Annotated in this window: 20 protein-coding genes; 10 read left to right on the top strand and 10 right to left on the bottom strand. The window is 65.9% G+C overall.

Annotation, left to right across the window (positions count from 1 at the left end; all coding sequences use genetic code 11):
• Window positions 1–9 precede the first annotated feature (9 nt).
• From glk to BXU08_RS06000, 7 genes are all read right to left on the bottom strand, one after another.
• Window positions 10–978 carry a glucokinase gene (glk, locus tag BXU08_RS06030; protein WP_077509239.1) on the bottom strand — a complete coding sequence of 323 codons (969 nt, stop codon included), beginning with the start codon at window positions 976–978 and terminating at the stop codon, window positions 10–12.
• Between the two features lie 96 nt (window positions 979–1,074).
• Window positions 1,075–2,895, bottom strand: coding sequence for a phosphogluconate dehydratase (gene edd, locus BXU08_RS06025; RefSeq protein ID WP_077509238.1), 1,821 nt, complete (start codon window positions 2,893–2,895; stop codon window positions 1,075–1,077).
• 107 nt (window positions 2,896–3,002) lie between these two features.
• Window positions 3,003–3,710, bottom strand: a complete 708-nt coding sequence (gene pgl, locus BXU08_RS06020) for a 6-phosphogluconolactonase (protein ID WP_077509237.1) — start codon at window positions 3,708–3,710, stop codon at window positions 3,003–3,005.
• Window positions 3,711–3,759: 49 nt separating this feature from the next.
• Entirely contained in the window at window positions 3,760–5,220 is a 1,461-nt protein-coding gene (gene zwf, locus BXU08_RS06015) for a glucose-6-phosphate dehydrogenase (RefSeq protein ID WP_077509236.1), read from the bottom strand.
• A gap of 87 nt (window positions 5,221–5,307) precedes the next feature.
• Entirely contained in the window at window positions 5,308–6,249 is a 942-nt protein-coding gene (argC, locus tag BXU08_RS06010) for an N-acetyl-gamma-glutamyl-phosphate reductase (protein ID WP_077509235.1), read from the bottom strand.
• Window positions 6,246–6,512 carry an SH3 domain-containing protein gene (locus BXU08_RS06005; RefSeq protein ID WP_366926576.1) on the bottom strand — a complete coding sequence of 89 codons (267 nt, stop codon included), beginning with the start codon at window positions 6,510–6,512 and terminating at the stop codon, window positions 6,246–6,248. The genes argC and BXU08_RS06005 overlap by 4 nt, the downstream gene beginning before the upstream one ends.
• A gap of 43 nt (window positions 6,513–6,555) precedes the next feature.
• The gene (locus BXU08_RS06000; RefSeq protein ID WP_077512059.1) at window positions 6,556–6,909 is read right to left on the bottom strand and encodes a MarR family transcriptional regulator; all 354 of its coding nucleotides are present in this window, start codon (window positions 6,907–6,909) and stop codon (window positions 6,556–6,558) included.
• A gap of 219 nt (window positions 6,910–7,128) precedes the next feature.
• Between BXU08_RS06000 and secG the strand changes: the two genes are divergently transcribed.
• From secG to BXU08_RS05980, 4 genes are all read left to right on the top strand, one after another.
• Window positions 7,129–7,518, top strand: coding sequence for a preprotein translocase subunit SecG (gene secG, locus BXU08_RS05995; protein WP_077509234.1), 390 nt, complete (start codon window positions 7,129–7,131; stop codon window positions 7,516–7,518).
• 92 nt (window positions 7,519–7,610) lie between these two features.
• Window positions 7,611–9,242 carry a CTP synthase gene (locus tag BXU08_RS05990; protein ID WP_077509233.1) on the top strand — a complete coding sequence of 544 codons (1,632 nt, stop codon included), beginning with the start codon at window positions 7,611–7,613 and terminating at the stop codon, window positions 9,240–9,242.
• A 134-nt stretch (window positions 9,243–9,376) separates the two neighbouring features.
• Complete coding sequence (locus BXU08_RS05985; protein WP_077512057.1) at window positions 9,377–10,219, top strand: alpha/beta hydrolase; 843 nt, start codon at window positions 9,377–9,379, stop codon at window positions 10,217–10,219.
• A gap of 49 nt (window positions 10,220–10,268) precedes the next feature.
• Window positions 10,269–10,937, top strand: a complete 669-nt coding sequence (locus BXU08_RS05980) for a peptidylprolyl isomerase (RefSeq protein ID WP_077509232.1) — start codon at window positions 10,269–10,271, stop codon at window positions 10,935–10,937.
• Between the two features lie 121 nt (window positions 10,938–11,058).
• Here the strand turns inward: BXU08_RS05980 and BXU08_RS05975 are convergent, their stop codons facing one another.
• Window positions 11,059–11,523: an Hsp20 family protein gene (locus BXU08_RS05975; protein WP_077509231.1), complete on the bottom strand. Its 465-nt coding sequence runs from the start codon at window positions 11,521–11,523 to the stop codon at window positions 11,059–11,061.
• A gap of 249 nt (window positions 11,524–11,772) precedes the next feature.
• Here BXU08_RS05975 and BXU08_RS05970 point away from each other — a divergent pair, with 249 nt between their 5' ends.
• The 4 genes from BXU08_RS05970 to BXU08_RS05955 all read left to right on the top strand — a co-directional run bounded on the left by BXU08_RS05970 (window position 11,773) and on the right by BXU08_RS05955 (window position 17,081).
• Window positions 11,773–14,235 carry a TonB-dependent receptor gene (locus tag BXU08_RS05970; RefSeq protein WP_077512055.1) on the top strand — a complete coding sequence of 821 codons (2,463 nt, stop codon included), beginning with the start codon at window positions 11,773–11,775 and terminating at the stop codon, window positions 14,233–14,235.
• A gap of 452 nt (window positions 14,236–14,687) precedes the next feature.
• A complete protein-coding gene (locus BXU08_RS05965; RefSeq protein ID WP_077509230.1) occupies window positions 14,688–15,938 on the top strand; it encodes a lipoprotein-releasing ABC transporter permease subunit in 1,251 nt (416 codons plus the stop codon).
• Window positions 15,931–16,605, top strand: a complete 675-nt coding sequence (locus BXU08_RS05960) for an ABC transporter ATP-binding protein (protein ID WP_077509229.1) — start codon at window positions 15,931–15,933, stop codon at window positions 16,603–16,605. Before BXU08_RS05965 ends, BXU08_RS05960 begins: the two co-directional genes overlap by 8 nt.
• Window positions 16,602–17,081: a glutathione peroxidase gene (locus BXU08_RS05955; protein WP_077509228.1), complete on the top strand. Its 480-nt coding sequence runs from the start codon at window positions 16,602–16,604 to the stop codon at window positions 17,079–17,081. Before BXU08_RS05960 ends, BXU08_RS05955 begins: the two co-directional genes overlap by 4 nt.
• Before the next feature lie 4 nt (window positions 17,082–17,085).
• Here the strand turns inward: BXU08_RS05955 and BXU08_RS05950 are convergent, their stop codons facing one another.
• Window positions 17,086–17,508: a hypothetical protein gene (locus BXU08_RS05950; protein WP_077509227.1), complete on the bottom strand. Its 423-nt coding sequence runs from the start codon at window positions 17,506–17,508 to the stop codon at window positions 17,086–17,088.
• Between the two features lie 244 nt (window positions 17,509–17,752).
• Between BXU08_RS05950 and dnaE the strand changes: the two genes are divergently transcribed.
• Together dnaE and BXU08_RS05940 are read left to right on the top strand one after the other, a co-directional pair.
• A complete protein-coding gene (gene dnaE / locus BXU08_RS05945) occupies window positions 17,753–21,232 on the top strand; it encodes a DNA polymerase III subunit alpha (RefSeq protein ID WP_077509226.1) in 3,480 nt (1,159 codons plus the stop codon).
• 264 nt (window positions 21,233–21,496) lie between these two features.
• Window positions 21,497–23,080: a long-chain fatty acid--CoA ligase gene (locus BXU08_RS05940; RefSeq protein ID WP_077509225.1), complete on the top strand. Its 1,584-nt coding sequence runs from the start codon at window positions 21,497–21,499 to the stop codon at window positions 23,078–23,080.
• Between the two features lie 149 nt (window positions 23,081–23,229).
• On the opposite strand, the gene BXU08_RS05935 is transcribed toward BXU08_RS05940, so the two are convergent.
• The gene (locus tag BXU08_RS05935; RefSeq protein ID WP_077509224.1) at window positions 23,230–25,854 is read right to left on the bottom strand and encodes a M1 family metallopeptidase; all 2,625 of its coding nucleotides are present in this window, start codon (window positions 25,852–25,854) and stop codon (window positions 23,230–23,232) included.
• Window positions 25,855–25,947: the final 93 nt, after the last annotated feature.

Here is a 25,947-nt window from a genome sequence, read left to right as displayed (position 1 = left end):
TACTGGTCGTCACAGTGCGTGCTCCTGGGCGAAGGCCGCGGCGGCGCCATACAGGCCCGGCTGCGGATGCGTGATCAGCTTGACGGGGATCGACGCCATCAGGTTCCGGAACCGGCCCTTGGCAACGAAGCGCTCGCCAAAGCCCGATTGCAGCAAATGGTCCTTGAGACGCAAGCCCAGACCGCCCGCGATCACCACGCCGGTAGGGCCATGGGTCAGCGCCAGGTCGCCGGCGACGGCGCCGAGGCTGAGGCAGAAGCGATCGAGCGCAGCGACCGCCAGGCTGTCCCGCCCCTCGAATGCCAACTCCCAGATCTTCTTGTCGTCCAGCCGCGGCACCGGGCGCTTTTCAAGCTCGGCCAGCGTCTCGTAGATCGCGACGATCGCGGGACCCGCGACAATCCGCTCGGTCGAGACGCGATTATATTCCTTGCGCAGCCGCTTGACGAAGGCGTCCTCGATCGGATCGAGCGGTGCGAAATCGACATGCCCGCCCTCGGTGGCGATGATGTCGTAGCCACCCTTGTGACGGAACACCTGCGCGACGCCCAGGCCGGTGCCGGGGCCGCATACGGTGATCGATCCGCGATCTGGCAGCGATTTGTGGGGACCGCACAGATGCAGGAAGTCGCTGTCTTCCAGTTGCGCGACGGCGTGGCCGATCGCCGCGAAATCATTAACCATCGTCCAGGTCTCGGCGCCCAGCCGCTCGGGGATCAGGGCAGGGCGGATGATCCAAGGATTGTTGGTGAGCTTGATCACCTCGCCGCCCACGGGCGAGGCGACGGCGATCGCGGCTGCCTTTGGCAAGGGGCGGCCGAGCGTCTCGCCGAATGCCTGCCAGGCGAGCTGGAGGCTGGGATGCTCGGCGACTTTCTGAGTTACCGGCTCGCTGATCGAGACCACGCGACCCTCGGCCACTTCGGCAACCGCGAAGCGGGCGTGAGTCCCTCCGATATCGACCGTGACGACTTCCATGCCTTCTCCCTGAACCTCTCGAGCCCGCGGCCTGTCAACGTTGGCATACGGTGCGCCGCCCTTCTCTGCGCTGGGCGGCGCGTTGTAAAGCGGGTGCTAGAGCCCGGCCTCTGCGAGCATCGCCGAGCCGCCCATTTCGGCTTCGCTGGCATAATGGCGCATCATCGCGAACAGCTCGCGGCCCGTGCCGATGGCCGGCGGCGGCGCCACGCATTGCTCGCGTGCGTCCCACTCGGCGGGATCGACCAGGGCCTGGAGCACGCCTTCTTCGGCGCAAACGCGGACGATATCGCCGTCGCGCAGCTTGCCGATCGGCCCGCCGCCCAATGCCTCGGGCGACAAGTGGATCGCGCACGGGACCTTGCCGCTCGCACCCGACATGCGCCCGTCCGTGACCAAGGCGACTCGAAACCCGCGATTCTGGAGTACGCCCAGCGGCGGGGTGAGCTTGTGCAGTTCGGGCATGCCGTTGGCGCGAGGGCCTTGGAAGCGGACGACGACGACGATGTCGCGGTCGAGCTCGCCGGCCTTGAATGCGGTCTGGACCTCGCTCTGGTCGGCGAAGACGCGGCAGGGGGCCTCGATCGTCCAGCGGTCGCGCTCGACGGCCGAGACCTTGATGCACGCGCGCCCGAGATTGCCCTTGAGAATGCGGAAGCCGCCTTCGAGCGAGAAGGGTGCTTCGATCGTGCGAACGATCGTGTCGTCACCACTCTGGGCGGGATGATCGTGCCAGACGAGCGCCTCGTCCTCGATCCCCGGTTTGCGGCCATACGCAGCCATACCGTCCTTCGCGATGGTCAGCGTGTCGCCGTGCATCAGCCCGCCCTTGAGCAGTTCGCGAATCACGAAGCTCGGCCCGCCGGCATCCTCGAAGCCGTTCACGTCGGCCGAGCCGTTGGGATAGACCCGTGTCAACAACGGCACGGTGCGCGAGAGCCGGTCGAAATCGTCCCAGTCGATCAGGATCCCAGCCGCGCGGGCAAAAGCGGGGACGTGGATCAGGTGGTTGGTCGAGCCGCCGGTGGCGAGCAGCACGATCGCGGCGTTCACGATCGCCTTCTCGTCGACGACCTGGCCGACCGGGCGATAATCGTCGCCGTTCCAGCCGATCTCGACCAGCCGGCGTACGGCTTCGCGCGTCAGTTCCTGGCGCAGCTTGGTGCCGGGATTGGCGAAGGCGGCGCCGGGGACATGGAGGCCCATCGCTTCCATCATCATCTGGTTCGAGTTGGCGGTGCCGTAGAAGGTGCAGGTGCCCTTCGAGTGATAGGCGGCTATCTCCGCCTCCAGCAGTTCCTCACGGCCGACCTTGCCCTCGGCATAGGCCTCGCGCACCGCGGCCTTCGCCTTGTTGGCGAGGCCCGAGCGCATCGGGCCGCCGGGGATCATCACCATCGGCAGATGGCCGAAGCGCAACGCGCCGATCAGCAGGCCGGGCACGATCTTGTCGCAGATGCCGAGCAGGGCCGCACCTTCGAACACGCGGTGCGAGAGGGCGATGCCGGCCGACAGGGCGATCGTGTCGCGGCTGAACAGCGACAGCTCCATGCCCTGATAGCCCTGCGTCACCCCGTCGCACATCGCGGGCACGCCGCCCGCGACCTGCGCGGTGGCGCCGGCTTCGAGTGCCCAGATCTTCATCTGCTCGGGATAGCGGTAATAGACTGCGTGGGCCGAGAGCATGTCGTTGTACGAGGTGACGATGCCGATGTTCATCCGGTTCGCCGGGGTCATCAGGTCGCGCTGCTCGTCGGTGCCGGCATAGGCGTGCGCGAGATTGGCGCAGCCCAGCCGCGGTCGGTCCGCGCCGCTTTCGCGCTCGCGGCGGATCAAGTCGAGATAGGCCGCGCGGCCTGCCTTCGAGCGCTCGATCACGCGATCGGTGACCGCGGCGATTTCTGCGTGGAGACTCATCTCACAACTCCGTTCGCCCTGAGCTTGTCGAAGGGCGGTTCCTTCTTGATCCCGAAAGCGCTCCAAAAGAACGGTGCTTCGACAAGCTCAGCACGAACGGGGAGGGGTTAGGCCGCCCAGTGGATATCCACCGGCAGTTCGACGTCGGCGAGGATGCGGCCCACCGGGTAGTTCGAGGACGCACCCTGTTCGATCGCCTGCTCCAGCACGTCGCGCTTGGCCTGACCGGTGACCGCAATCATTAGCGCACGCGCCGAGACGATCGCCGCCTTGCTCAGCGTGACGCGCGCGACGGGGGCTTCGGGCGGCAACGGATCGGGCATCACGCCGACCGCGCGGCGCTCGTTGGGGCCGTTCAACGCCTCGTCGAAATCGGGGCCGGGGAAGATCGACGCGGCATGCCCGTCGCCGCCCACGCCGAGCAGGCACAGATCGAGCGGCCAGTGTAGATCCTGCAGGATCGCGTCGGCAGCGCGGCCGGCCGCCTTATAGTCGGCGACGGTGGCGCTGATCAGCGGGATCACGCGGGCGCCCCGGGGTATGAACACCTTGCCGATCGCAGTGACGTTGGACAGCGGATCGCCCAGCGGAACGAGGCGATCGTCGCCAGGCACGATTGTCACGCGCTTCCAGTCGAGCTTGGCCGCGGCCAGTTTCTCGTAGATCGGCAGCGGGGTCTTGCCGCCCGCCAGCGCGATCACGGCGGCGCCGCGCGCGTCGATCGCGCTTTCGATGATGAACTGCACGTCGCCCGCGACGGCCGCGGCCATCTCGTCGGCGTCGTCATAGTCCCACCATTCGATTTCGGTCGTCATGTAAGCTCCTGCGTATTCGGTGGGTTCGGATAGATATGGGGTGTGACGGTTATTCGTTCCACGTAACCCCGTCACGCTCGGTGAGCGCGACCGAGGCGGACGGGCCCCAGCTGCCCGAGGCATAGGGCTTGGGCTTGATGTCATTGGCTTCCCAGCCGGCGCGGATCGCATCGATCCACTCCCACTGCGCCTCGACTTCGTCGCGGCGGACGAACAGCGTGGGATCGCCTTCGATCAAGTCGAGCAGCAGCCGTTCATAGGCGATGCGACGGCGCGTGCCGGCGAATTCATTCTCGAGGCTGAGGTTCAGCGGCACTTCACGCAGCCGCACGCCCTCGCGGTCGAGCCCGGGCTGCTTGGCCATCACCAGCAAGCGGACATATTCCTCGGGCTGGAGCCGGATCACCAGCGTGTTGGGCTGAAGCGCGCCGCCGCGATCGGCGAAGATCGAGTGCGGCACCGGCTTGAACTGGATGACGATCTCGGAGCGCCGCTCGGCGAGGCGCTTGCCGGTGCGCAGGTAGAAGGGCACGCCGTGCCAGCGCCAATTGTCGATATGCGCCTTGATCGCGACGAAGGTCTCGGTGTTCGAAGGCTTTTCGAGATCGCTGGCATAATCGCGGACGATCTCGCCCTTCACGGCGCCGCCGCCATATTGGCCGGTGACAGTGAGTTGCGGGGCTTCCTGCGCGCTGATCTTGCGCAGCGAGCGGAATACCTTGACCTTCTCGTCGCGGATCGCCGTGCCGTCGAAGCGGGCAGGGGGCTCCATCGCGATCAGCGCGACCAGCTGGAGCATATGGTTCTGGACCATGTCGCGCAGCGCGCCGGTCTCGTCGTAAAAGCCCGCGCGCCCCTCCAGCCCGACCGTCTCGGAGATGGTGATCTGGACGCTCTCGATCCCCTGTGCGTTCCACACGGGCTCGAACAGCGAATTGCCGAAGCGCAGCGCGAGGATGTTCTGCACCGTCTCCTTGCCGAGATAGTGATCGATCCGGAAGGTCCGCTCCTCGGGGAAGACGCCTGCGACGAGATCGTTGATCTCGCGGCTCGATTGCAGGTCCTTGCCCAGCGGCTTTTCCAGGCTGATCCGGACATTGTCGCCGGCGAGGCCCGCGCTCTTTAGCCCCTCGATGGTCGGGCCGAACAGCCAGGGCGCAGTCGACAGGAAAATCGCCAGCCCGCCCGAAATGTCGCCGACCTTCTCGGCCAGCGCCGTGAAGCCGCTGAGGTCCGAGGCGTCGAGCGGCTGATAGGAGAGGCGTTCGAGAAAGCTCCCGACAGCGCTGTCATCCTTGCGGTCGGCGGGCAGGAATTCTTCGAGCGCGGTGCGGGCGAATTCGCGATACGATTGGTCGTCCTTTTCGGAACGCGCCGTGCCAGTGATCGTCAGTCCAGGCGGCAGCAATCCGTCGGCATGCAGAGCGTAGAGCGACGGCAGCAGCATGCGCTGCGCAAGATCGCCAGTGGCTCCGAACAACAGCAATTTGCCCACGGGTTGGTGCATCATTTGCCTCTCGTCGACGTGTTTGTCCCGCGAGACACCAAAGCCCGGCAAAGATCAAGCCGCCCCGCACGGCATAGGTATGCAGTTGGGCTAGAGAACCAGCCCTGCGGTTGGATCGAGCCCGGCCATGATGTTGAGGTTCTGCACCGCCGCGCCCGCCGCACCCTTGCCGAGATTGTCGAGCGTCGCCACCAGCCGCGCCTGGCCGCGCTCGGCATTGCCGAACACGCGGACGCTCAGCCGATCGGTGCCGGCATCCTCCTCGATCGAGACCATGGCGACGTCGCTGGGCAGCACGCGAACCAGCGGGCAATCCTTGTAGGCGTCGCGCAACGCGTTCTCGATGGCTTCGAGCGACGGGCGGCGGGTGAAGGTGTGCAACGGCAACGGCACTTCGACCACCATGCCGCGATAGGTGCGCACGACGGCCGGCTGGAAGATTGGCGGATATTCGATCCGCGCATGCTTCTGCATCTCGGGCACATGCTTGTGATCGAGGCCGAGACCATAGTTGCGGAACGCCGTGGCAGTGAAGCTGTCGGCGCTCTGGTCCTCAAACTCGGCGATCATCGATTTGCCGCCGCCCGAATAGCCCGAGACCGCATTGATCGAGAAGACATGGTCGAGCGGCACCAGCCCGGCGCGCACCAGCGGACGCACCAGCGCGAGGAAGCCGGTCGGGTAGCAGCCCGGATTGCTTACGCGAGTCGCTTCGGCGATCGCCGCCATCTGCCCGGGCTCGAGCTCGGCAAAGCCATAAACCCAATCGGGCGCCACGCGATGCGCAGTCGAGGCGTCGATCACCCGCACCTTGTCCGCGCGAATCATCGCCACGGCTTCGCGTGCGGCATCGTCGGGAAGGCAGAGAATGACGAAATCAGCCGAGTTGAGCGCATCCTCGCGCTTGCGCGGGTCCTTGCGGTCGGCCTCGGCGAGGATCAGTTGCTCGATCCCGTCGCGGCCGTCGAGCCGCTCGCGAATCTCCAGGCCGGTGGTGCCGACGGCGCCGTCGATGAATACACGGATGGTCATTGCGGATCGGCCAGCGTTACAGCGGGGATATAGCCGACCAGCCCGACACCGGGGGCAACGCCCCAGGCATGGTTGCCGGCAAATTCCAGCACTTCGAAGACATCGCCTGCAGCCAGCTGCGCCATCACGTCAGAATCGGCGGCGCTGCCGCTGCGCAGTTCTGCGGGCGCAGCAAGGGTGCGCGGCATCGGGGCGGCATAATGGGGAGCAAACACCCGGTCGGCCAGCCGGATATCGGCCAAGTCACGGCGCACGGCGTCCACGCGCGAATCGATGATCGCGGAACGGCCCTTCAGCGAGAAGCGCTTACGCGTTGGCCCTGCGGGCGACTGGCTGGCCGAGGGTGTCGCCAGCGAGGAAATGCCCGAACTCTGCAAGAAACTCTGCCCCTTCCGCGGTGCGCGCAACGAAGATGTTGCGTTTGTCGGTGTCGTCGCGCTGGCGGCGCAGATAGCCGAGCGTGCCCAGGCGATTCAAGGCGCGTGTGACGACAGGCTTCGAGACGTTCAATGCCCGCGCCAGCCCGCGGACCGTATGCGGCCCCGGATCCAGATAGACAAGCATCAGCAGCGCCATCTGTCGGTTGGTGAGATCGGGTTCGCCCGAACGCACATAATCGATCAGGGTGTCCTTCCAGGACGATAGCGATTGGTCCGGCATCGCGTTCACGGCATCTTCTCATCCGTTACGTTCCCGGTTCTGTCCGGGAGCATTCAGTCAAACGCAGCTTGAGCGCAGTGGTTTCAGTGCGTTGGCGAAATGTTACTTCTTTATTGAACAAGGTTCGTGCTGCGACGGGAGGCGTCGCGCAGGCAGACGCAGGTTGATCCCCGGCGGCCGCTCCCCTATGTCGCCGCTTTCGCAACAGGTCCGGTCTCAATGTTCACCTTTCTGCTCGTCGTCCACGCCATCATCGCGGCACTGCTCGTTGCCGTGATCCTCATGCAGCGTTCGGAGGGCGGCGGACTGACCACGGGTGGCAGCCCCTCGGGCCTGATGTCGGCGCGCGGCGCGGCAGACTTCCTGACGCGTGCAACGGCGATCCTGGCGACTCTGTTCATCCTGATGAGCATCGGGCTCGCCTTCGTCGCGGCGTCGCGCCACTCGACGACGATTGATACGTCGCTCCAGCGGGCACCGACCGCACCGGTCACCTCGCCGACCAGCGCTCCGGCAGCGCCGCTCGCGATCGGCAACTCGACGGCACCCGCGGGCGCCGCACCTGCGACCACTGCGCCGGCCAACAGCTCGGTTCCGCTCGCGCAATAACCTCGCCGCTCTCCGGCGACGGAGGCAATCGAAAAAATAAGTGAGTCGCGCGCTTGTCGGCGTGCGGCCAATGACGTTAGGCGTTTTCTCCCATGGCGCGGTATATATTCATCACCGGCGGCGTGGTCTCCTCGCTTGGCAAGGGTCTGATGGCGGCGAGCCTCGCGGCTTTGCTCCAGGCCCGAGGCTATCGGGTCCGCATCCGCAAGTTCGATCCCTATCTCAACGTCGATCCCGGCACGATGTCGCCGCACCAGCATGGTGAGGTGTACGTCACCGACGACGGGGCAGAAACCGATCTCGATCTGGGCCATTACGAGCGCTTCACCGGAGTCGCGTCGCGCCAGTCTGACAACATCACCTCGGGCCGGATCTACAAGACGATCATCGAGCGCGAGCGCCGCGGCGACTATCTCGGCGCGACGGTGCAGGTGATCCCGCACGTCACCGATGCGATCAAGGCGTTTGCGCAGGACCAGACCGACGACCTCGATTTCGTGCTGTGCGAGATCGGCGGCACCGTCGGCGATATCGAGTCGCTGCCGTTCATCGAAGCGATTCGTCAGCTCCGCAACGATCTCGGCCGTGGCCAGACCGTGAGCATCCACGTCACGCTGGTGCCGTATATTTCCGCCGCCGGCGAGCTGAAGACCAAGCCGACCCAGCACAGCGTGCGCGAGCTTGCGGCATTGGGCGTGCAGCCCGACGTTCTGGTCTGCCGCTCGGAGCGCGAGCTTCCTGCCGGCGAACGTGCCAAGATCGCCCAGTTCTGCAACGTGCCCACCTCCGCGGTCATTCCTGCGCTGGATGCCAAGAGCATCTATGCGGTGCCGATGCAGTATCACCGCGAAGGTCTGGACGTCGAAGTGCTCCGCGCGTTCGGCATCGATGCAGGCGCGCCGCCGCCGCTCGATCGCTGGGAAAACATCATGCGCCGCCTCGACAATCCCGAGGGCGAAGTCACGATCGGCGTGGTCGGCAAATATATGGGCGTTCCCGACGCCTATAAGTCGCTCCACGAAGCGCTGGTGCACGGCGGCATCGCCAACCAGGTCAAGGTCAACATCCGCTGGCTCGACGCCGAATTGTTCGAGCGCGACGACGAGGAAGTCGCCGCCAAGCTCGAGCCGATGGACGGCATCCTCGTCCCCGGCGGGTTCGGCGAGCGGGGCAGCGAAGGCAAGATCGCCGGCGTCCGCTTCGCGCGCGAGCGCGGCGTGCCGTTCTTCGGCATCTGTCTCGGCATGCAGATGGCGTGCGTCGATGCGGCGCGCGACCAGGGGCTGGACACCGCTTCCACGACCGAATTCGGCCCTACCGAGGAGCCGGTGGTCGGCATGATCACCGAATGGATGACCGCGGAAGGCATTCAGAAGCGCGAGGAAGGCGGCGATTTGGGCGGCACGATGCGGCTTGGCGCCTATCCGGCCAAGCTTGGCGGCAATTCGGTAGTCGCGTCGATCTACGGTTCGGATGAGATCAGCGAGCGGCACCGTCACCGCTACGAAGTCAACACGCATTACAAGCCGCTGCTCGAGCAGAACGGGCTGGTGTTCTCGGGCATGTCGCCCGACGGTTCGCTGCCCGAGATCGTCGAGCGGCCGGATCATCCGTGGTTCGTTGGCGTGCAGTTCCATCCCGAGCTCAAGTCCAAGCCGTTCGATCCGCACCCGCTATTTGCGAGCTTTATCGAGGCGGCGGTGAAGCAGAGCCGGCTGGTCTGATCTCTCCCCCGGCGAAGTCCGGGCCCAGTTGCCAATTGTCGAGAGGGCGGTTGTCGCTCGCTAAACTCATCTAAACTGGGCCCCTTCTTTCGCCGGGGAACAGGGCCGGGGTGACGAAGGAAAGAATACGCGCGATGCTCTCCGCCGACACCGTCTGGCCGCTCTGGGACGATGCACCGATCGAAGGCGCATTCGCGCTCGCCGACCCCGCCGCCACGCCGGAAGCCGCCGTCGTCACCACAGTCGCGCGGCCCGTTCTCCTCGGCTACGCGCCCACGCGGCCCAACGGTCGGGCGATGCTGGTGCTCGGCGGAGGCGGTTACACCCAGCTCATGGCCGGGCGCGAGGGCGTGCAGGTCGCGCAATGGCTTAGCGGCCTCGGCTATCATGCCTTCGTTCTGATCCACCGCTTTCCCAATGCCGAGCACGGCGTGGCCGCGCCGCTCGACGATGCGACGGAAGCGATGCGGGTTATCCGCGCCAGCGGCCGCGCAGGATCCGGGCTCGGCGTCGTCGGACTGTCCTCGGGCGGGCATCTCGCCGCGTGCCTCGCTGCCGAATATCCGGCGGAATGGACACCGCCGGCGTCGCGCCATGCCGGGCAGGCGACACGGCCCGACGTGCTGGTGGTCGGGTATGCGCCGATCTCCACCAACGCCAGGGGGCGGACGATCGTCGCCGACAAGCCGTCGCTGCCGCCGATCGAGAAGCAGGCGATGTACGATCGCCTCCAGCCCGATGCGCAACTGATCGCGGGGCCGCCGCCCACCTTCATCATCTATGCCGGCAACGACGCGGTCGTTCCCGTCGAGAATGCCCGGCGTCTGCATGCGGCGTTCGGTGCGGCGGGTGCCAGCGCCGAATTGCACGTCTTCACCGACGCGCCGCACGGTTTCGCGCTCGACACGCCGGACCTGCCGGTGTCGCTCTGGCCGCGGCTTTGCGAGGCGTGGCTGCGGCAGGTCGGTTTCCTCTGAGGCCGAAAGGCCTTCCCGCGCGCGATTGCTTCGATTAGCGACACCGCCCATGCGTATCCTCGTCGCGTTGCTCGCGTTCTTCCTGGTCTCCACCGTCGATGCCGCCGCGCAGAGCAAGCCGGTCCCCGGCATGGTTCGGGTGCGGATCGAGACCAGCGCGGGCAACATCGTCCTCGCGCTCGACGCCCGCCGCGCGCCCAAGACGACGGCGAATTTCCTCGCCTATGTCGATGACGGCCGGCTGGACGGCACCGGCTTCTACCGGGCGTCTCGCCGCATCGGGAACCCGAAGTTCGGCTTCGTGCAGGGCGGGATCGCCAGCGACGCGAGGCGCGTGCTGCCGTCGCCGCCGCTGGAGCCGACCAACCAGACCGGCATCCGCCACACCGACGGCACCGTCTCGATGGCGCATGGCGCCAATATCGACGGGGCGACGGGCAATTTCTCGATCATGGTCGGCGACAATCCGTCGCTCGACGCGCGCGGCACCACGCGCAACGGCTATGCGGCGTTCGGCCGCGTGGTCGAGGGCATGGACGTGGTGCGCAAGATCCTGGCCAGCCCGACCGGCGGGGGCAGGGGCCCGATGCGCGGCCAGATGATCCAGCCCGAGCCGGTGAAGATCGTCCGCGCGGTGCGGCTCGACGGCGCGCCAAAGCCCACGGGAAACGTCAAGCCCTGGCAGATCAGCCCCAATCCGTGGATCAAGCCGAACTAAATATCCTCCCCCGGTTCCCAGCGGAGGATTTCAGACCCCAAAAACAAAAGGCGCCCGGGCAGTGCCCGAGCGCCTCTGCTGCGGCGCCAAAGGAGGAAAGCGCCGCTAGCCCTGGGAGCGGTTACGCCGCGTCGCGATGCGCGATCGGAGTGGGCTGGCCGCCGGCGTTGACGGCGATCTTCTTGGGCTTCATCGCCTCGGGCACTTCGCGGACCAACTCGATGACGAGCAGGCCGTCGGCGAGATCCGCGCTCTCGACGAGAACGAAGTCGGCGAGTTCGAAGCGGCGCTCGAAGCTGCGGCTGGCGATGCCGAGATGCAGGAACGCGCCCTGGTTGTTCTCGTTCTCGCTCGCCTTCTTGCCCTGCACGAGCAGCAGGTTTTGCTGCGCGGTCACTTCGACTTCATCGGCCTTGAACCCGGCGACGGCAAGCGTGATGCGATAGCGGTCCTCGGCGATGCGCTCGAGGTTGAAGGGAGGGTAATTCTCGCTGCTGGCCTGACGAGCGCTGGTTTCCAGCAAGTCGAACAGCCGGTCAAAACCGACGGTGGAGCGGCGGAACGGAGTAAAGTCGAACTGACGCATTACAAATCCTCTTGTGAGCAAGTTGAACGTCTCTTGGTGCTGCGCCCGGAAATCCGCGGCGCTGCTTGTCGCGGCCCATCTGGCACCGTGACATTCCGGAATGTGGTTTCGCAGTTCGCCGTTTCAAGTGCGGCGAAGCGCTCCGTGGGTGCGTCGGAGAAACCCAGCTTCGGCTATCCAAAGATTCGCTTGCTGGCTAATGCCTACTGATATGATGGAGATTGGCATCAACAAAACAGGGGGATGTTGATGAGCCTTTCTTCGCTATCGCTGCTTTTACTGGCCGGAACCTCGCCGCTTGCGGTTGCGCAGGAAGTGCCGACCGTGACCGCGCCGGAGAGCGCGCCGCGAACCACCCCCGGCGAACAGGACCGTACCCCCGAAGACGTGCAGCGCAGCTCTGCGGCCGCCGACATCGTCGTCACTGCCCGCCGCCGCGCGGAACAGGTGCAGGACGTGCCGATCCCGATCTCGGTGGTCGGCGTGAAGGAGCTCGACAATACCGGCAGCTTCAACGTCCAGCGCCTCCAGCAACTCCAGCCGACGCTGCAATTCTATTCGTCGAACCCGCGCAACTCCTCGGTAAACATCCGCGGGCTCGGCGCGCCGCTGGGCCTCACCAATGACGGCATCGATCAGGGCGTCGGCGTCTATATCGACCAGGTCTATTTCAGCCGCGTCGCAGTCGCCACGCTCGATTTCCTCGACGTCCAGCAGGTCGAGACGCTGCGCGGTCCGCAGGGCACGCTCTACGGCAAGAACACCGTTGCCGGCGCGATCAGCATCACCAGCAAGGCGCCAAGCTTCGATTTCGAAGGGCGCGCCGAAGTGACCGCGGGCAATCTTGCGTTCAAGCAGGCCAAGGCTTCGATCTCCGGCCCGCTGGCCGATACCGTCGCGGTCCGCCTCGGCATCTCGACGACCAGCCGCCGCGGCACGATCTTCAATGTCGCAACCGGCAACTATATCAACGAGCAGGACAATATCGGCCTGCGCGGTGCGCTGCTCTGGCATGCAAGCGACAGCCTGAGCCTGACGCTGTCGGGCGATTATAACCGCCAGGATCCCGAATGCTGCGCGCAAATCTATGTGCGCTACGGCCCGACCCAACGCCCGGCGAACCGCCAATATCCGGCGCTGACCGCCGCACTGGGCTATACCGTGCCGAGCACTAATCCGTTCGATCGGCTGACTGACGTCGATGCCGAGCTCAACGCACTCAACGTGCTCGGCGGCGCCTCCCTGCGTGGCGAGCTCAATCTCGGCTCGGGCACGCTGACGTCGGTCACTGCCTGGCGCTTCTGGGACTGGGGGCCGAAGAACGACCGCGACTTTACCGGCCTTCCGATCACCACGCTCTCGCAGAACCCGACACGGCAGGACCAGTTCACTCAGGAATTCCGCTACGCCGGCGAAGGCACGGGCTTCGACTATGTCCTCGGCGTGTTCGGTTTCTACCAGAAGATCCACACCACCGGGCAGCAGCAGCAGGGATCGGCGGCGAGCCGCTGGCTGCTCAATCCGTCGAGCGCGCTGTCGAACGATCCGAGCGTCCTAGACGGGCTGACCGCCGAGAACGACATCCGACTCAAGAATTTCAGCGGCGCGATCTTCGGCAAGTTCAACTGGGACGTCACCGACTCGATCACGCTCTCGCCCGGCATCCGCGTCAATTACGACGACAAGGTCGGCAGCTATGTCTCGATCGTCCGCGATGCGCAGGGCGTCCTGGTGCCCTATAGCGGGGGCACCGCGCGTCAGGCGGCACAGCGCGAGGCGATCCAGCCCCAGGCCTTCACCGACGAAGCCTATCGCGCCTGGAACCTCACCTATGATCTGACTGCGTCGTACAAGCCGTCACGCGACGTGCTGCTCTACGCGACCTATGCCCACACCTTCAAATCAGGCGGCCTGAATCTCAACGGCGTCCCCGTGGTCAACGGCGTGGTCCAGACCGACCTGGCCCAGATCGATCCCGAAAAGGTCGACCATTTCGAGCTCGGCGTGAAATCGCAGTTCTGGGACCGCAAGGCGACGCTCAACGTGACGGGCTATTGGACGATCATCAAAGACTATCAGGCGATCGTGAACAACAGCTCGACCTCGACGCTGCGCGGCTACCTCGCCAATGCCGGCGAAGTGCGCGTCCGCGGCGTGGAGGCCGACTTTTCGATCCGCCCGACCGAGCGGTTCACTGCCTATGTCAACGGCGCCTACACCGATCACGAATATGTCGAGTTCGTCAACGCGCCGTGCCCGCCAGAGCGCTCGGGCGGCAGCGCCGCACCCGTCGGCAGCGCAGGCGGTACGCCCGGCGTTCCGGGCCAGCTGAGCCCGGTGGTTTGCGACATTTCAGGCCAGTGGCTGCCCGGCATCTCGAACTGGGCCTTCTCCTATGGCGCGGAATATAATGCTCCGGCCAAGGTGGCCGGGCTGGACGGCGAATTCTATCTCGCCGGCGACGCCAGCTCGCGGTCCGACTTCTCGTCCAACGCCTCGCGATCGATCTACACCGATATCAGCGGGTACACGCTGGCGAACTTCCGCCTCGGCTTCCGCACCGACGACTTCAACATCTTCGGCTGGGTCCGCAACGCCTTTGACGAGGAGTATTTCGAATTGCTCGCGACGACCCCGGGCAACACCGGCCTGGTGGCCGGCAACCCGGGCGACCCGCGGACCTATGGTTTGACGATCAGCAAGGCCTTCTGATCGTCTGCGTGTCTAGCGTCTCGCCATGGCCGGGGGACGCTAGGGGAGGGAGGCGGAGCCCGCACCGCCTCCCTCTTTCAAAACGCGGCGCATTTCGGGAAAAGGGGCCTGAAACGGCAAACGGCCGGACTGTTTCCAGCCCGGCCGCCTGCGTGACGAATGCTCGTCAGCCCCCTTTGTCAGGCTCTGCCCACACGCTCGTACTTGCCTACGAGCGGGGCGGAGCCCTCCCCGAACCACGGCCATTTGCTGCCTGCGTTTCGACAGCCGTCTGCTACGTCGGTGAACGGCTTTTGTCACCGGCTTTGGAAAGGCCGGCCGCCGATTGGCGGCACCCTGTGTTGAATCGGCAACATAGCGGACACACCTATGATGATGCGCCTGCATTGCCAGCCGGCGTCCGCATGGCCTAGAGCGGCGGCAAGCACTCACGTCAGGGTCCCACCGACCGCATGCTACTCTCACGCTACGAGCGGATGATCGCTCGCCGTTATCTCCTGCCCGGCCGCAGCGAGGCGTTCATCGCCGTCGTCGCCGGGTTCAGCCTTGTCGCGGTGATGCTTGGCGTCGCCGCGCTGATCGTCGTCATGAGCGTCATGAACGGCTTCCGCGCGGAGCTGTTCGACAAGATCACCGGGCTGAACGGCCATGCCGTCGTCCAGGGCTATGCCGGGCAGTTGCGCGACTGGCGCGACGTCGTCGCAAAAGCCAAGGCGACGCCCGGGGTGATCAGCGCCACCCCGCTGATCGAGCAGCCGCTGTTCGCCAGCTTCAACGGCCGCGTCGAATTCGCCCAGATCCGCGGCATGCGAGTCGAGGACATCCGCGCCAACCCCGCGCTCAAGGGCAAGGAAGTGATCGGATCGCTCAATCGGCTGGTGCCGGGCGGCGAGCAGGTCGCGATCGGATCGCGGCTTGCGGAGTCGCTCGGCGCCACGGTCGGCAGCAAGATCACGATCATCAATCCTGCGGGCAACGCAACGCCGATGGGCACGATGTACCGCTCGGTGAACTATACGGTCGAGGCGATCTTCGAAGTCGGCGTCTATGATTTCGACAAGATTTTCGTCGTGATGCCGATCGAGGATGCGCAGACGCTGACGCTGCTCGGCGACGCCGTGAGCATGGTCGAGATGGGCACCAACGATCCCGACAATGTCCAGCGGATCGTCGCGCCCTTGGTCGACAAGGTCGGCAAGAGCGGCCAGATCGTCGACTGGCGCCAGATGAACCGCGAGCTTTTCGAGGCGCTGCAGGTCGATCGGATCGTGTCGTTCACCGTGCTGTCGATCATCCTCGTCGTGGCTTCGTTCAACATCGTCTCGTCGCTGATCATGCTGGTCCGCTCCAAGACCCGCGACATCGCGGTGCTGCGGACGATGGGCGCGACGCGCGGCGGGCTGATGCGGATTTTCGTGACCGTGGGCACCACGATCGGCGCGCTCGGAGTCGCCGCGGGCGGGGTGCTCGGCTTCCTGTTCATCACCTTCCGCGCGCAGGTGGTCCAGGGGATCGGTTTCGTCACCGGCCAGCAGGTTTGGGATCCGTCGATGCGCTTCCTTACCGAGCTTCCGGCGAAGACCGATCCGTTCGAGACGATCGGCATCTGCCTGATGGCCTTGCTGTTCGCGTTCCTCGCCACGCTCTATCCTGCGTGGAAGGCGGCGAGCACCGATCCGGTCCAGGTGCTGCGGTATGAATGAGCCTATCCTCCAGACGCGCGGGCTGAAGCGTAGCTTCAAGCAGGGCGAGGCCGTGATCGAAGTCCTGCGCGGCGTCGATCTCGATATCCAGCCGGGCGAGATCGTCGCGCTGCTCGGACCTTCGGGTTCGGGCAAGTCAACTCTGCTCCAGGCAGTGGGTCTGCTCGAGGGCGGGTTCGAGGGCTCGATCCGCATCGCCGGCAAGGAAGCCGCCAAGCTTCCCGCGGGTGGCCGCACCGAAGTCCGCCGCAACAGCCTGGGCTTCGTCTACCAGTTCCATCACCTGCTGCCCGATTTCAGCGCGATCGAGAATGTCGTGCTGCCGCTGATGATCCACGGCGCCACCCGCGCCGATGCCGATGTCCGCGCGGGGCAATTGCTCACGGCGCTCGGCCTGTCGCAGCGGCTGACGCACCGGCCCAACCAGCTTTCGGGCGGCGAGCAGCAGCGCGTCGCGGTTGCCCGCGCGCTTGCCAACCGCCCCGCGCTGGTGCTCGCCGACGAACCCACCGGCAATCTCGACGAGGCTACGGCGGACAAGGTTTTCGCCGAATTCCTGAGGCTGGTCCGCGACGAGGGCTCGGCGGCGCTGGTGGCGACGCATAACGAACGGCTCGCCGAACGGATGGATCGCGTGGTGCGGCTGCACGAGGGGAAGCTCGAATGACTGCGATCACCGAAATCCCGGTCCGCAAGGCCGACGGCAGCGATACCGATCTGTCGGATCATGCCGGCGAAGTGCTGCTCGTCGTCAACACCGCGTCGAAATGCGGGTTCACGCCGCAATATGCCGAGCTCGAGAAGCTCCAGCGCGAATACAAGGATCGCGGATTCTCGGTGCTGGGGTTCCCCTGCAACCAGTTCGGCGGGCAGGAACCGGGCGATGCCGCGGAGATCGCGAACTTCTGCTCGCTCACCTATGACGTGACTTTCCCGGTCTACGCCAAGGTCGACGTCAACGGCGCCGAGGCCGCGCCGTTGTTCGAGCATCTCAAGAAGGAAGCGCCGGGGCTGCTGGGGTCCAAGGCGATCAAGTGGAACTTCACCAAGTTCCTCGTCGATCGATCGGGCAAGGTGGTCGATCGCTACGCGCCGACCACGTCGCCGAAGGACATTGCCGGCGATATCGAGAAGCTGCTCTAGCCGATCAGTGGACCGACGGCCCGGGCAGGCAGATCACATACTGGCCGTTCTTTTCGATTCCCGCGGTCTCGCCTTCCTCGCCGTTGACCAGCTTGCCCAGCCTGGTGAGCATCGACGCCATCGAGATGGCGCCGGTGAGCGGGCGTCCGCGCGGGTCGCGGCGCGGGGCAGGGCGGGCACCCCGGGGATCGCGGCGGCGCGGCGGCGGGGCGAGGCGGTGCATGCGCTGGGCGACATCCGAAGCATCGCCGCTGCGGCCGAACTCGCGCCAGACTACCTTGAAGCCCTGCGGCACCTGCGCCCAATCGCCTTCCTCGCTGCGGATCATGTCGCAGCCGCAGCGGTGGCACATGCTGAATTCCAGCCCCTGATTGTGGTGACGCTTGGCCGAGGGCACATGGTTCATCACCGAGCAGAGGATGGTCATCGCAGGAATACTCCGGTTTACCGGACCACGGCGCAAGCTCCAGGACGGGTGCGCCGCGATCGACTAGTTGATCGCTGTTAACCGTCTTTTTCCCGACCGGCGGGTGATTCGCCATTCCGGTCGGTTCCCATAAGCGACTCCCACCAAGGGGTTGTTACGGATATGCCAGGTTAGTTTTTGGAAAGCTGTGGATAGCGCCGCCCGCGCAGTGGCAAAGCGGCGCCCGCATGCCTAGGGTGCCCCGATGGCGCATTCGGGATTCGTACCGCTCCGGGTCTTCTCTTCGTACACGATGCTCGAAGGCGCGATCGAGCCCAAGGGGATCGCCAAGCGCGCGCGCGAACTCGGCTTTCCCGCCGTGGCGGTCAGCGACCGCAACGGGCTCTACGCCGCGATGCCCTTTTCCGATGCGTGCAAGAAATCGGGCGTCCAGCCGATCGTCGGCACGCTGCTCGCGGTCAAGCGCCCCGAGCTGGCCGAGGGCGCGCCGGTCGCGATCGACTGGCTGGCGCTCTATGCGCAGGACGAGGCGGGCTATCTCAATCTGTGCAATCTCGTCTCGATGGCGCATCTCGATCGCCCGATCGAGGAGGACGCGCATGTCGATTTCGATGCGCTTGACGGCCGTACCGATGGGCTGCTCTGCCTCACCGCGGGTGCCGAGGGCGCGCTCGCCCGGCTCTATGCCGAGGGACAGGACAGCGCCGCCGAGACCTATGCCCATCGGCTCGAGGCGCTGTTCCCCCACCGGCTCTATGTCGAGATCGCGCGCCGGCTGAACGAAATCGAGGGCCGCGCCGAGGCCAAGCTGCTCGATTATGCCTATGCCCGCGATCTCCCGCTGGTCGGCACCAATCCGTGCTGCTTCGCCGAGGAGAGTTTCCACGAGGCGCATGACGCGATGCTGTGCATTGCGAACTCGTCATACATCGCGAGCGACGATCGTCCCCGTTCGTCGCCCGATGCGTGGATGAAGCCGGCGACCGAGATGAAGTCGCTGTTCGCCGACTTGCCCGAGGCGATCGCCAACACGATGGTGGTGGCGCAGCGCTGCGCCTATTCCGCGCCCAAGCGCAAGCCGATCCTCCCCAGCCTCGCCGGCGACCGCGAAGGCGAAGCCAGGATGCTGCGCGAACAGGCACATGAAGGCCTGGACATGCGTCTTGCCAAGGCCGGGATCACAGCACCCGAAGAGCGCCAGCTGTACGTCGATCGCCTCGAATTCGAGCTCGACGTCATCATCCAGATGGGTTTCCCCGGCTATTTCCTGATCGTCGCGGACTTCATCAAATGGGCCAAGGCGCACGACATCCCGGTCGGCCCGGGCCGTGGCTCGGGCGCGGGCTCGGTGGTCGCCTGGGTGCTGACGATCACCGATCTGGATCCGTTGAAGCTCGGGCTGCTGTTCGAACGCTTCCTCAATCCCGAACGCGTGTCGATGCCCGATTTCGACATCGATTTCTGCGAAACCCGGCGTGGCGAAGTCATCCGCTACGTCCAGGAGAAATATGGCCGCGACACGGTGGCGCAGATCATCACCTTCGGGACGATGAAGGCGCGCGCGGTGCTCAAGGACGTCGGCCGCGTGCTCCAGATGAGCTATGGCCAGGTCGATCGCCTCGCCAAGCAGATCCCCAATCTTCCCGCCGATCCCTGGACGCTCAAGCGCACGCTCGACGGAGTCAGCGAATTCCACAGCGAGTATAAGAACCACAGCGACGTCCGCTATCTGATCGACCTGTCGATGCGGCTGGAGGGGCTGCCGCGGCACTCGTCCACCCATGCCGCCGGCGTGGTGATCGGCGATCGCCCGCTCGCCGAGCTGGTCCCGCTCTATCGCGATCCGCGTTCGGACATGCCCGTCACTCAGTTCGACATGAAATATGTCGAGGGCGCCGGGCTGGTGAAGTTCGACTTTCTCGGGCTCAAGACGCTGTCGGTGCTCAAGAAGGCCGTCGAGCTGCTCGGCGACCGCGGCCTCGAAGTCGATCTCGACACGCTGTCCTGGGACGATCCCGAAGTGTACGACCTGCTCCAGCGCGGCGACACCGTCGGTGTCTTCCAGCTCGAATCTGAAGGCATGCGGCGCACCCTCACTGCGGTGCGCCCCACCAACTTCGGCGACATCATCGCGCTCGTCTCGCTCTATCGCCCAGGCCCGATGGACAACATCCCGAGCTTCGGCCGCCGCAAACAGGGTAGCGAGGAGATCGTCTACCCGCACGAGACGCTCGAACCGATCCTGAAGGAGACCTACGGGATCTTCGTCTATCAGGAGCAGGTGATGCAGGCCGCGCAGATCCTCGCAGGCTACAGCCTGGGCGGCGCCGACATGCTCCGCCGCGCGATGGGCAAGAAGATCAAGGCGGAGATGGACCAGCAGCGCGCGATCTTCGTCGAAGGCTGCGCCAAGGTCCACGGCATCAAGCCGGCCAAGGCCAACGAGCTGTTCGACTTGATCGACAAGTTCGCCGGCTACGGCTTCAACAAGTCGCACGCCGCCGCCTATGCGCTGCTCGCCTATCAGACGGCCTGGCTCAAGACGCACCATCCGCACGAATTCTTCGCCGCGTCGATGGCGTACGACATCCACCAGACCGACAAGCTCGCGATCTTCGCCGACGATATGCGGCGGCTCGACATCGCGTGCCTGCCGCCAGAGATCAACGCGAGCCTCGCCGATTTCCATGTCGAGAAGCACGGCGACGGCCTCGCGGTGCGCTACGCACTCGGCGCGCTCAAGGGCGTCGGCGAGCGCGCGATGGAATTGCTGATCGAGGAGCGCGACGCCAAGGGCCGCTTCCAGTCGCTCGACGATTTCGCCAAGCGCGTCGATCCGCGGCTGCTCAACAAGCGCCAGCTCGAAACGCTCGCCGCGGCGGGCGCGTTCGACACGATCGAGCCCAACCGCGCCGGGGTCCATGCCGCCGCCGAGACGATTCTCGCGGTTGCCCAGCGCACGCATGAGAGCCGGACGAGCGGGCAGGGCGGCCTGTTCGGCGAATCCGAGCCGAGCGGCGGCGCGATCAATCTGCCGCGCAGCGCGGTCTGGACGCTCGCCGACAAGATCACTGCCGAGAAGGACGCGTTCGGCTATTATTTCTCGGCGCATCCGCTCGATCGCTACGCGCACCTCGTCCGCAGCCAGGGCGCGCGCGACATCGCCACGCTCAATGACGTCCAGATCCCCGAAGGCGCCCGCGTCGGCGCCACCATCGCCGCGCTGATCGAGGACGCGCGCTGGCGCACCTCGGCACGCGGCAACCGCTACATGATGGCGACGATCTCGGACACCAGCGGCCAGGTGCTCGCGAGCTGCTTCGACGAGTTCGCCGCCAAGGACATGGAGGACGCGGCGCGCGAGGGTGGCTGCGCGCTGCTCACCGTCGAGCTCGACAAGCGCCCCGGCGAGGATACCCCGCGCGTCTCGATCAAGCGCGTCCAGCCGTTCGAGGGCATCGCCAATGTCGCGCGGCTGCTGGTCGATCTGGTGGTCGACGATGCTGCTGCCTTGCCCCGGCTGGTGGAGATGATCGGCGAGGCTCGCGGCGGCCGCTGCACCGTCCGCCTCTGGGCACCGCTCGGGCACGAAGGGCAGGCCGAAGTCGTGCTCGGCCGCAACTTCCGCATCGACGAGGAGCTGCTCGCCCAGATCGCGGTCCTGCCGGGCATGCGCTCGGCCGAATTCGCCAGCACCTCGGCGATGCTCGCGGCGGCGGCGTAGCCTAACATTCGTCACGCCGGCGAGAGTCGGATGACAATGTCGTGGTCGATCCTATTCCGTCACCCGGCCTTGTGCCGGGGGCCACCATGCCGCGATCGAGTAGCAGGAGGCGTCAGGGTCTCGCGCGCCTCCCGGTGGACCCCGGCACAAGGCCGGGGTGACGGCAGTACGCGCGGGTAACGAATCATTGCCCATCGAGCACCCCCTCGACACCTCCACCCCTCCGGCATACCCTCTCCTCAAAAATAAGCCCTGGAGAGAGCGATGCTGGGTGGAATGCAGGATTTCGAGCTGCGCGTGATGCGCCTGCTCGATCACGCGGCGCGCGAACATGGACCGCGCGAGATCGTCACGCGCTGGGCCGATGGCTCCGAAACGCGCACCGATTGGGCGGGGATCGCCCGCGATGCCCGGAAGCTGGCGCAGGCGCTCGAACGGCTCGGCCTCCAGCCCGGCGACCGCGTCGCCACGCTGGCGATGAACCACAGCCGCCATCTCGTCGCCTGGTATGGCGCGATCGGGATGGGCGGGGTGATCCACACGATCAACCCGCGGCTGTTCGAGGACCAGCTCGCCTTCATCGCCAACCATGCCGAAGACCAGGTGCTGCTCTACGACAAGGCGTTCGCGCCGGTGGTCGAGAAGATGAAGCCGCACTGGAGCACGATCCGCCGCTATGTCTGCTTCGACGACGGCGAGTTCGAGGCGCTGATCGCCCCGGAGAGCGGCGACTATACCTGGGTCGAGGGCGACGAGCGCGATCCGTGCATGCTCTGCTACACCAGCGGCACCACCGGCAATCCCAAGGGCGTGCTCTACACCCATCGCTCGACCGTGATCCACGCGATCACCGAGCTCCAGCCTGCCGAGTTCGACCTGTCCACCCAATCGGTGGCGATGCCGATCGTGCCGATGTTCCACGCGGTCGGTTGGGGGCTGCCCTATGCCGCGGCGGCGGTGGGGCTGAAGTTCGTGTTCTCCGCAATCAACGACCCCGCGGTGCTGTGCGAGCTGATGAACCGCGAGAAGGTCACGCACAGCGCCGGCGTGCCAACCGTCTGGTTCGCGATGTTCCAGCACATGGACGCGACGGGCGCCGCGCCCGAGCATCTGAAGATCGTCACGATCGGCGGTTCGGCAGCGCCGCGCGCGATGATCGAGCGACTGATGAAGATGGGCGTCCGCGTCAACCACGCCTGGGGCATGACCGAGACTTCGCCGATCGGCACGATGGGCGCGCCGTCGCCCGATTGGGACGAGTTGAGCTTCGAGGCGCAGGTCGATCAGGTCTCCAAGCAGGGGAAGGTCCCCTTCGGGGTCGAGCTGCGCACCGTCGACGACGATGGCGCCGTCCTGCCGCGCGATGGGGTTAGCTCGGGCCGCCTCCAGGTCCGCGGCCCCTGGGTGATCCGCCAATATTATGGCGAGGAGCAACTCGCGGTCGATCCCGACAATTGGTTCGACACCGGCGATGTCGCCGTCCTCCACCCCGACGGCACGATGCAGATCACCGATCGCGCCAAGGACGTGATCAAGTCGGGTGGCGAGTGGATCAGCTCGGTGGAGCTCGAGAACGCGGCGGTCGGCTGCGCCGGTGTTGCCGAGGCCGCGGCGATTGGCGTGTTCCACCCCAAATGGGACGAGCGCCCGATCCTGCTCGTGGTGCGCAGTCCGGGTAGCGCAGTGACGCCGGAGGCGATCCAAGCCCATTTGGAGCGGCATGTCGCCAAATGGTGGCTTCCCGACGAGATCCACTTCGTCGACAGCCTGCCGCACACCGCTACCGGCAAGCTGCTCAAGACCGCGATCCGTGCGCAATACAAGGACTTCAAGTTGGCCGCGGCGTAAAAACCCTCTCCCCTTGTGGGAGAGGGAGGGAGCCGGCGAAGTCGGCGGAAGGGTGAGGGGGAGACGTAGCGGGTTACGTCCCCCTCATCCTTCCCACTCGATTTCATCGAGCGGGCCCCTTCCTTCTCCCACAAGGGGAGAAGGAGTTTTTATTTCCCCATTACCGCTGCGCTCACTTCGTTCGCCTTCGCGTCCTTGAACCGCGCGCAATTGCGAATCGCCTCCACTGCGCGATCCAGCCCCAGCGTGCTGCCGTTGACCAGCTGCGGCCGCAGCTTGGCATCGACTGCGTCTGCTTGCTCGTTCGAGCACAGCACATTGAACATCTGGGATGCGCGTACCGAGAAGATGCCGCCGCCGCCGCTGGCCTGGGAGAAGGTGTCGAAGTTGCGCAGCATATAGTCCGAAGCGATGTCGCGCGTCCGCGGCGAGCCGAGGAAGCTTGCGGCGGTGTAGAGCCGCCGCGCCTGCGGCAGGCGCGGGTCCTTTAAGTCGTTAAAGAACCAGCGGGCCACCTCGGCATTGCCCGAGCCGCCGATCGCCGGGAATGCGACCTGGCCCAAGGCGCCGTCATGCCCGCCCAGACCCTTCTCGGCGACCGCCTTGGCCATCGGCACGCCCTTGTCCTCGATGGCGAGCGACAGCGCGATCTGGGCGAATTGCGGGTCGAGCGCCTTGGCGTCGCCGCCCAGATACGCTTCTGCCGCCGCCACCAGCTTGCCGCGCAATGCCGCATCGCTTCCCGTGGCGGCGACGAGCTGGACCATGTCGCCACGCAGTTTCTGCTCGTCGGGGCTGTCCGATGCATGCGCGCCGACTGCGGGATCGAATCCGAGTTGGGCGAGCTTCGGCGCATAGAGATCGACGATCAGCTTGCGATAGGCGGGCAGTGCCGCATCGCTGATCAGCCCGCTGCGCAGGAGCTTGCGCAGCCGCGTGCCATTGTCGAGCGCAGCGTTCGAAGCGGGATGCCCCGCCATCGAGCGCGCGAGCGCTGCGAGCTGCGGGAACCTGGCCTTGCCGGCATAGAAGGACGCCCACAGGCTGTCGGTCACTGCCAGCGCCTCGCCCTCGGGCAGCGTCGGCGCCGCCGCGATCAGCGCGGACCAGTCCGCCGGGTCCATGTCGAAGCGGTAATAGCCCCAGCCGCCGGCATTGGGGACGACTACGACGTCGCCCTTGGCCTCGATCGCGCCATTGGGCTTATCGAGCAGCGTGCAGCTGCGCACCGCCGCGCGGCGCACGCAGACCGGCACGATCCACTGCGTCGCCGGCAGGTTGCTGCCGAAATTGGCGTAGCGCGACTGGCTGGCGGTCAGGCCGTTGCCGTCACGCTTCAACGTCACCACCGGCATGCCCTGCTGGTCGACGAAGCTGCGCAGCGACTCCAGCACGCGCGGATCATGCGCCGCGCTGGCAAGCGAATCGAAGAACTGGTCGGTGCTCGCATTGCCGTGATGGTAGCGCTGCATGTGCAGCCGCACCCCGTCGCGGAACTTCTCTTCGCCCAGATAGGCCGCGATCATCGCGACGACCTGTCCGCCCTTGCCATAGGTGATCTGGTCGAAGGTGGCGTCGATGTCGGCGTCGTTGACGATCCGCTGGTGGATCGGGCGCCCTGCGGCGAGCGCGTCGATCTGCATCGCGTCGAACGCTTCGTCGATCGCCGATACGCCGATGTTGAGGTCGGGCCGCCACTCGTTGCCGATGCGATAGCCCATCCAGTTGGCGAAGCTCTCGTTGAGCCAGATATCGTCCCACCAGGCCGGGGTGACGACGTCGCCGAACCATTGATGCGACAGCTCGTGCGCGACGACCATGCCGAAGGTCTGCTTGTCCTCGGTCGGCGAGGCCTCGTCGACGAACAGGATGCCGTCGCCATAGATGTCCGCCCCGGCATTCTCCATCGCGCCGGGCATCACCGGCGAGCCGATCTGGTCGAGCTTGGGGTAGGGGAAGGGCTGGTTGAAATAGCTTTCGAGCAGCGCGACGATCTTCTTCGATCCCTCCAGCGCATAGGCCATCTGGCCCGCATAAGGCTTGGTCCCGACGATGCGGAGCGGCAGCGGACGCGGGCGCTGCGCCGTCGCGGGGACATTGCCTTCGAGGGTAACGAACGGCCCGGTGACGAAGGCGACGAGGTAGGTCGGTAGCGGTTCGGTCGCGGCGAAGCGGTGCTTGACCAGCTTGCCCGCGCGCAGCGGCACGCCCTGTTCGGCGGCATTGCTCACTGCGACGAAGCCCGGCTTGGTCGTCACGGTGACGGTGAACGGCGTCTTGTATCCGGGCTCGTCGAACGAAGGAAAGGCGGCGCGCGCGTCGATCGACTGGAATTGCGACCAGCTATACCAGTCCTCCTCCACCTTGATCCGGTAGATGCCCGACGGCCCGTCGCCGAACGCGGCATCATAGTCGAACTTGAGCGTCAGCTTGCCCGGCTGGAGCGTCCGCCCGAAATCGAGCTGCGCCAGCCCCAGCGGCGTCTTCTGGGTGAAAGTCACCGGCGTCTCGCGCTTGCCGATCTTGACCACCGCCTTGCTGACGTTGAGGTCGCGGCCGTGCAGGAAGATCGAGGCCGCTGCCTGCTTGAGCTCGACATCGATCTCCGCATGGCCGGTGAAGCGTTCGCGCTCGGGCACGATCGTCATGTCGAGCCGATAGGCGATCGGCTTGACGGTGTCGGGCAGCTTGCCGGTGGGCAGCGGGGAAACGGACTGGGCGAGGGCGGAAGCGGGCAGGACAAAGGCGCAGAGCGCAAGCAGGAAGACGCGCATCGAAATTCCTTGAAGGGACGGCGACGCTTATGCGTTCGACTGCCCCGGGGCAACGGCAGCAGGACACTTGCCTGCCCGCCGCCCTTGGTTCAC

This window comes from Sphingomonas sp. LM7, from assembly GCF_002002925.1.
Taxonomy (GTDB): Bacteria; Pseudomonadota; Alphaproteobacteria; order Sphingomonadales; family Sphingomonadaceae; genus Sphingomonas.
Note: the sequence above shows the minus strand (reverse complement) of the source record. Positions and strands in the feature narration are given on the sequence as shown.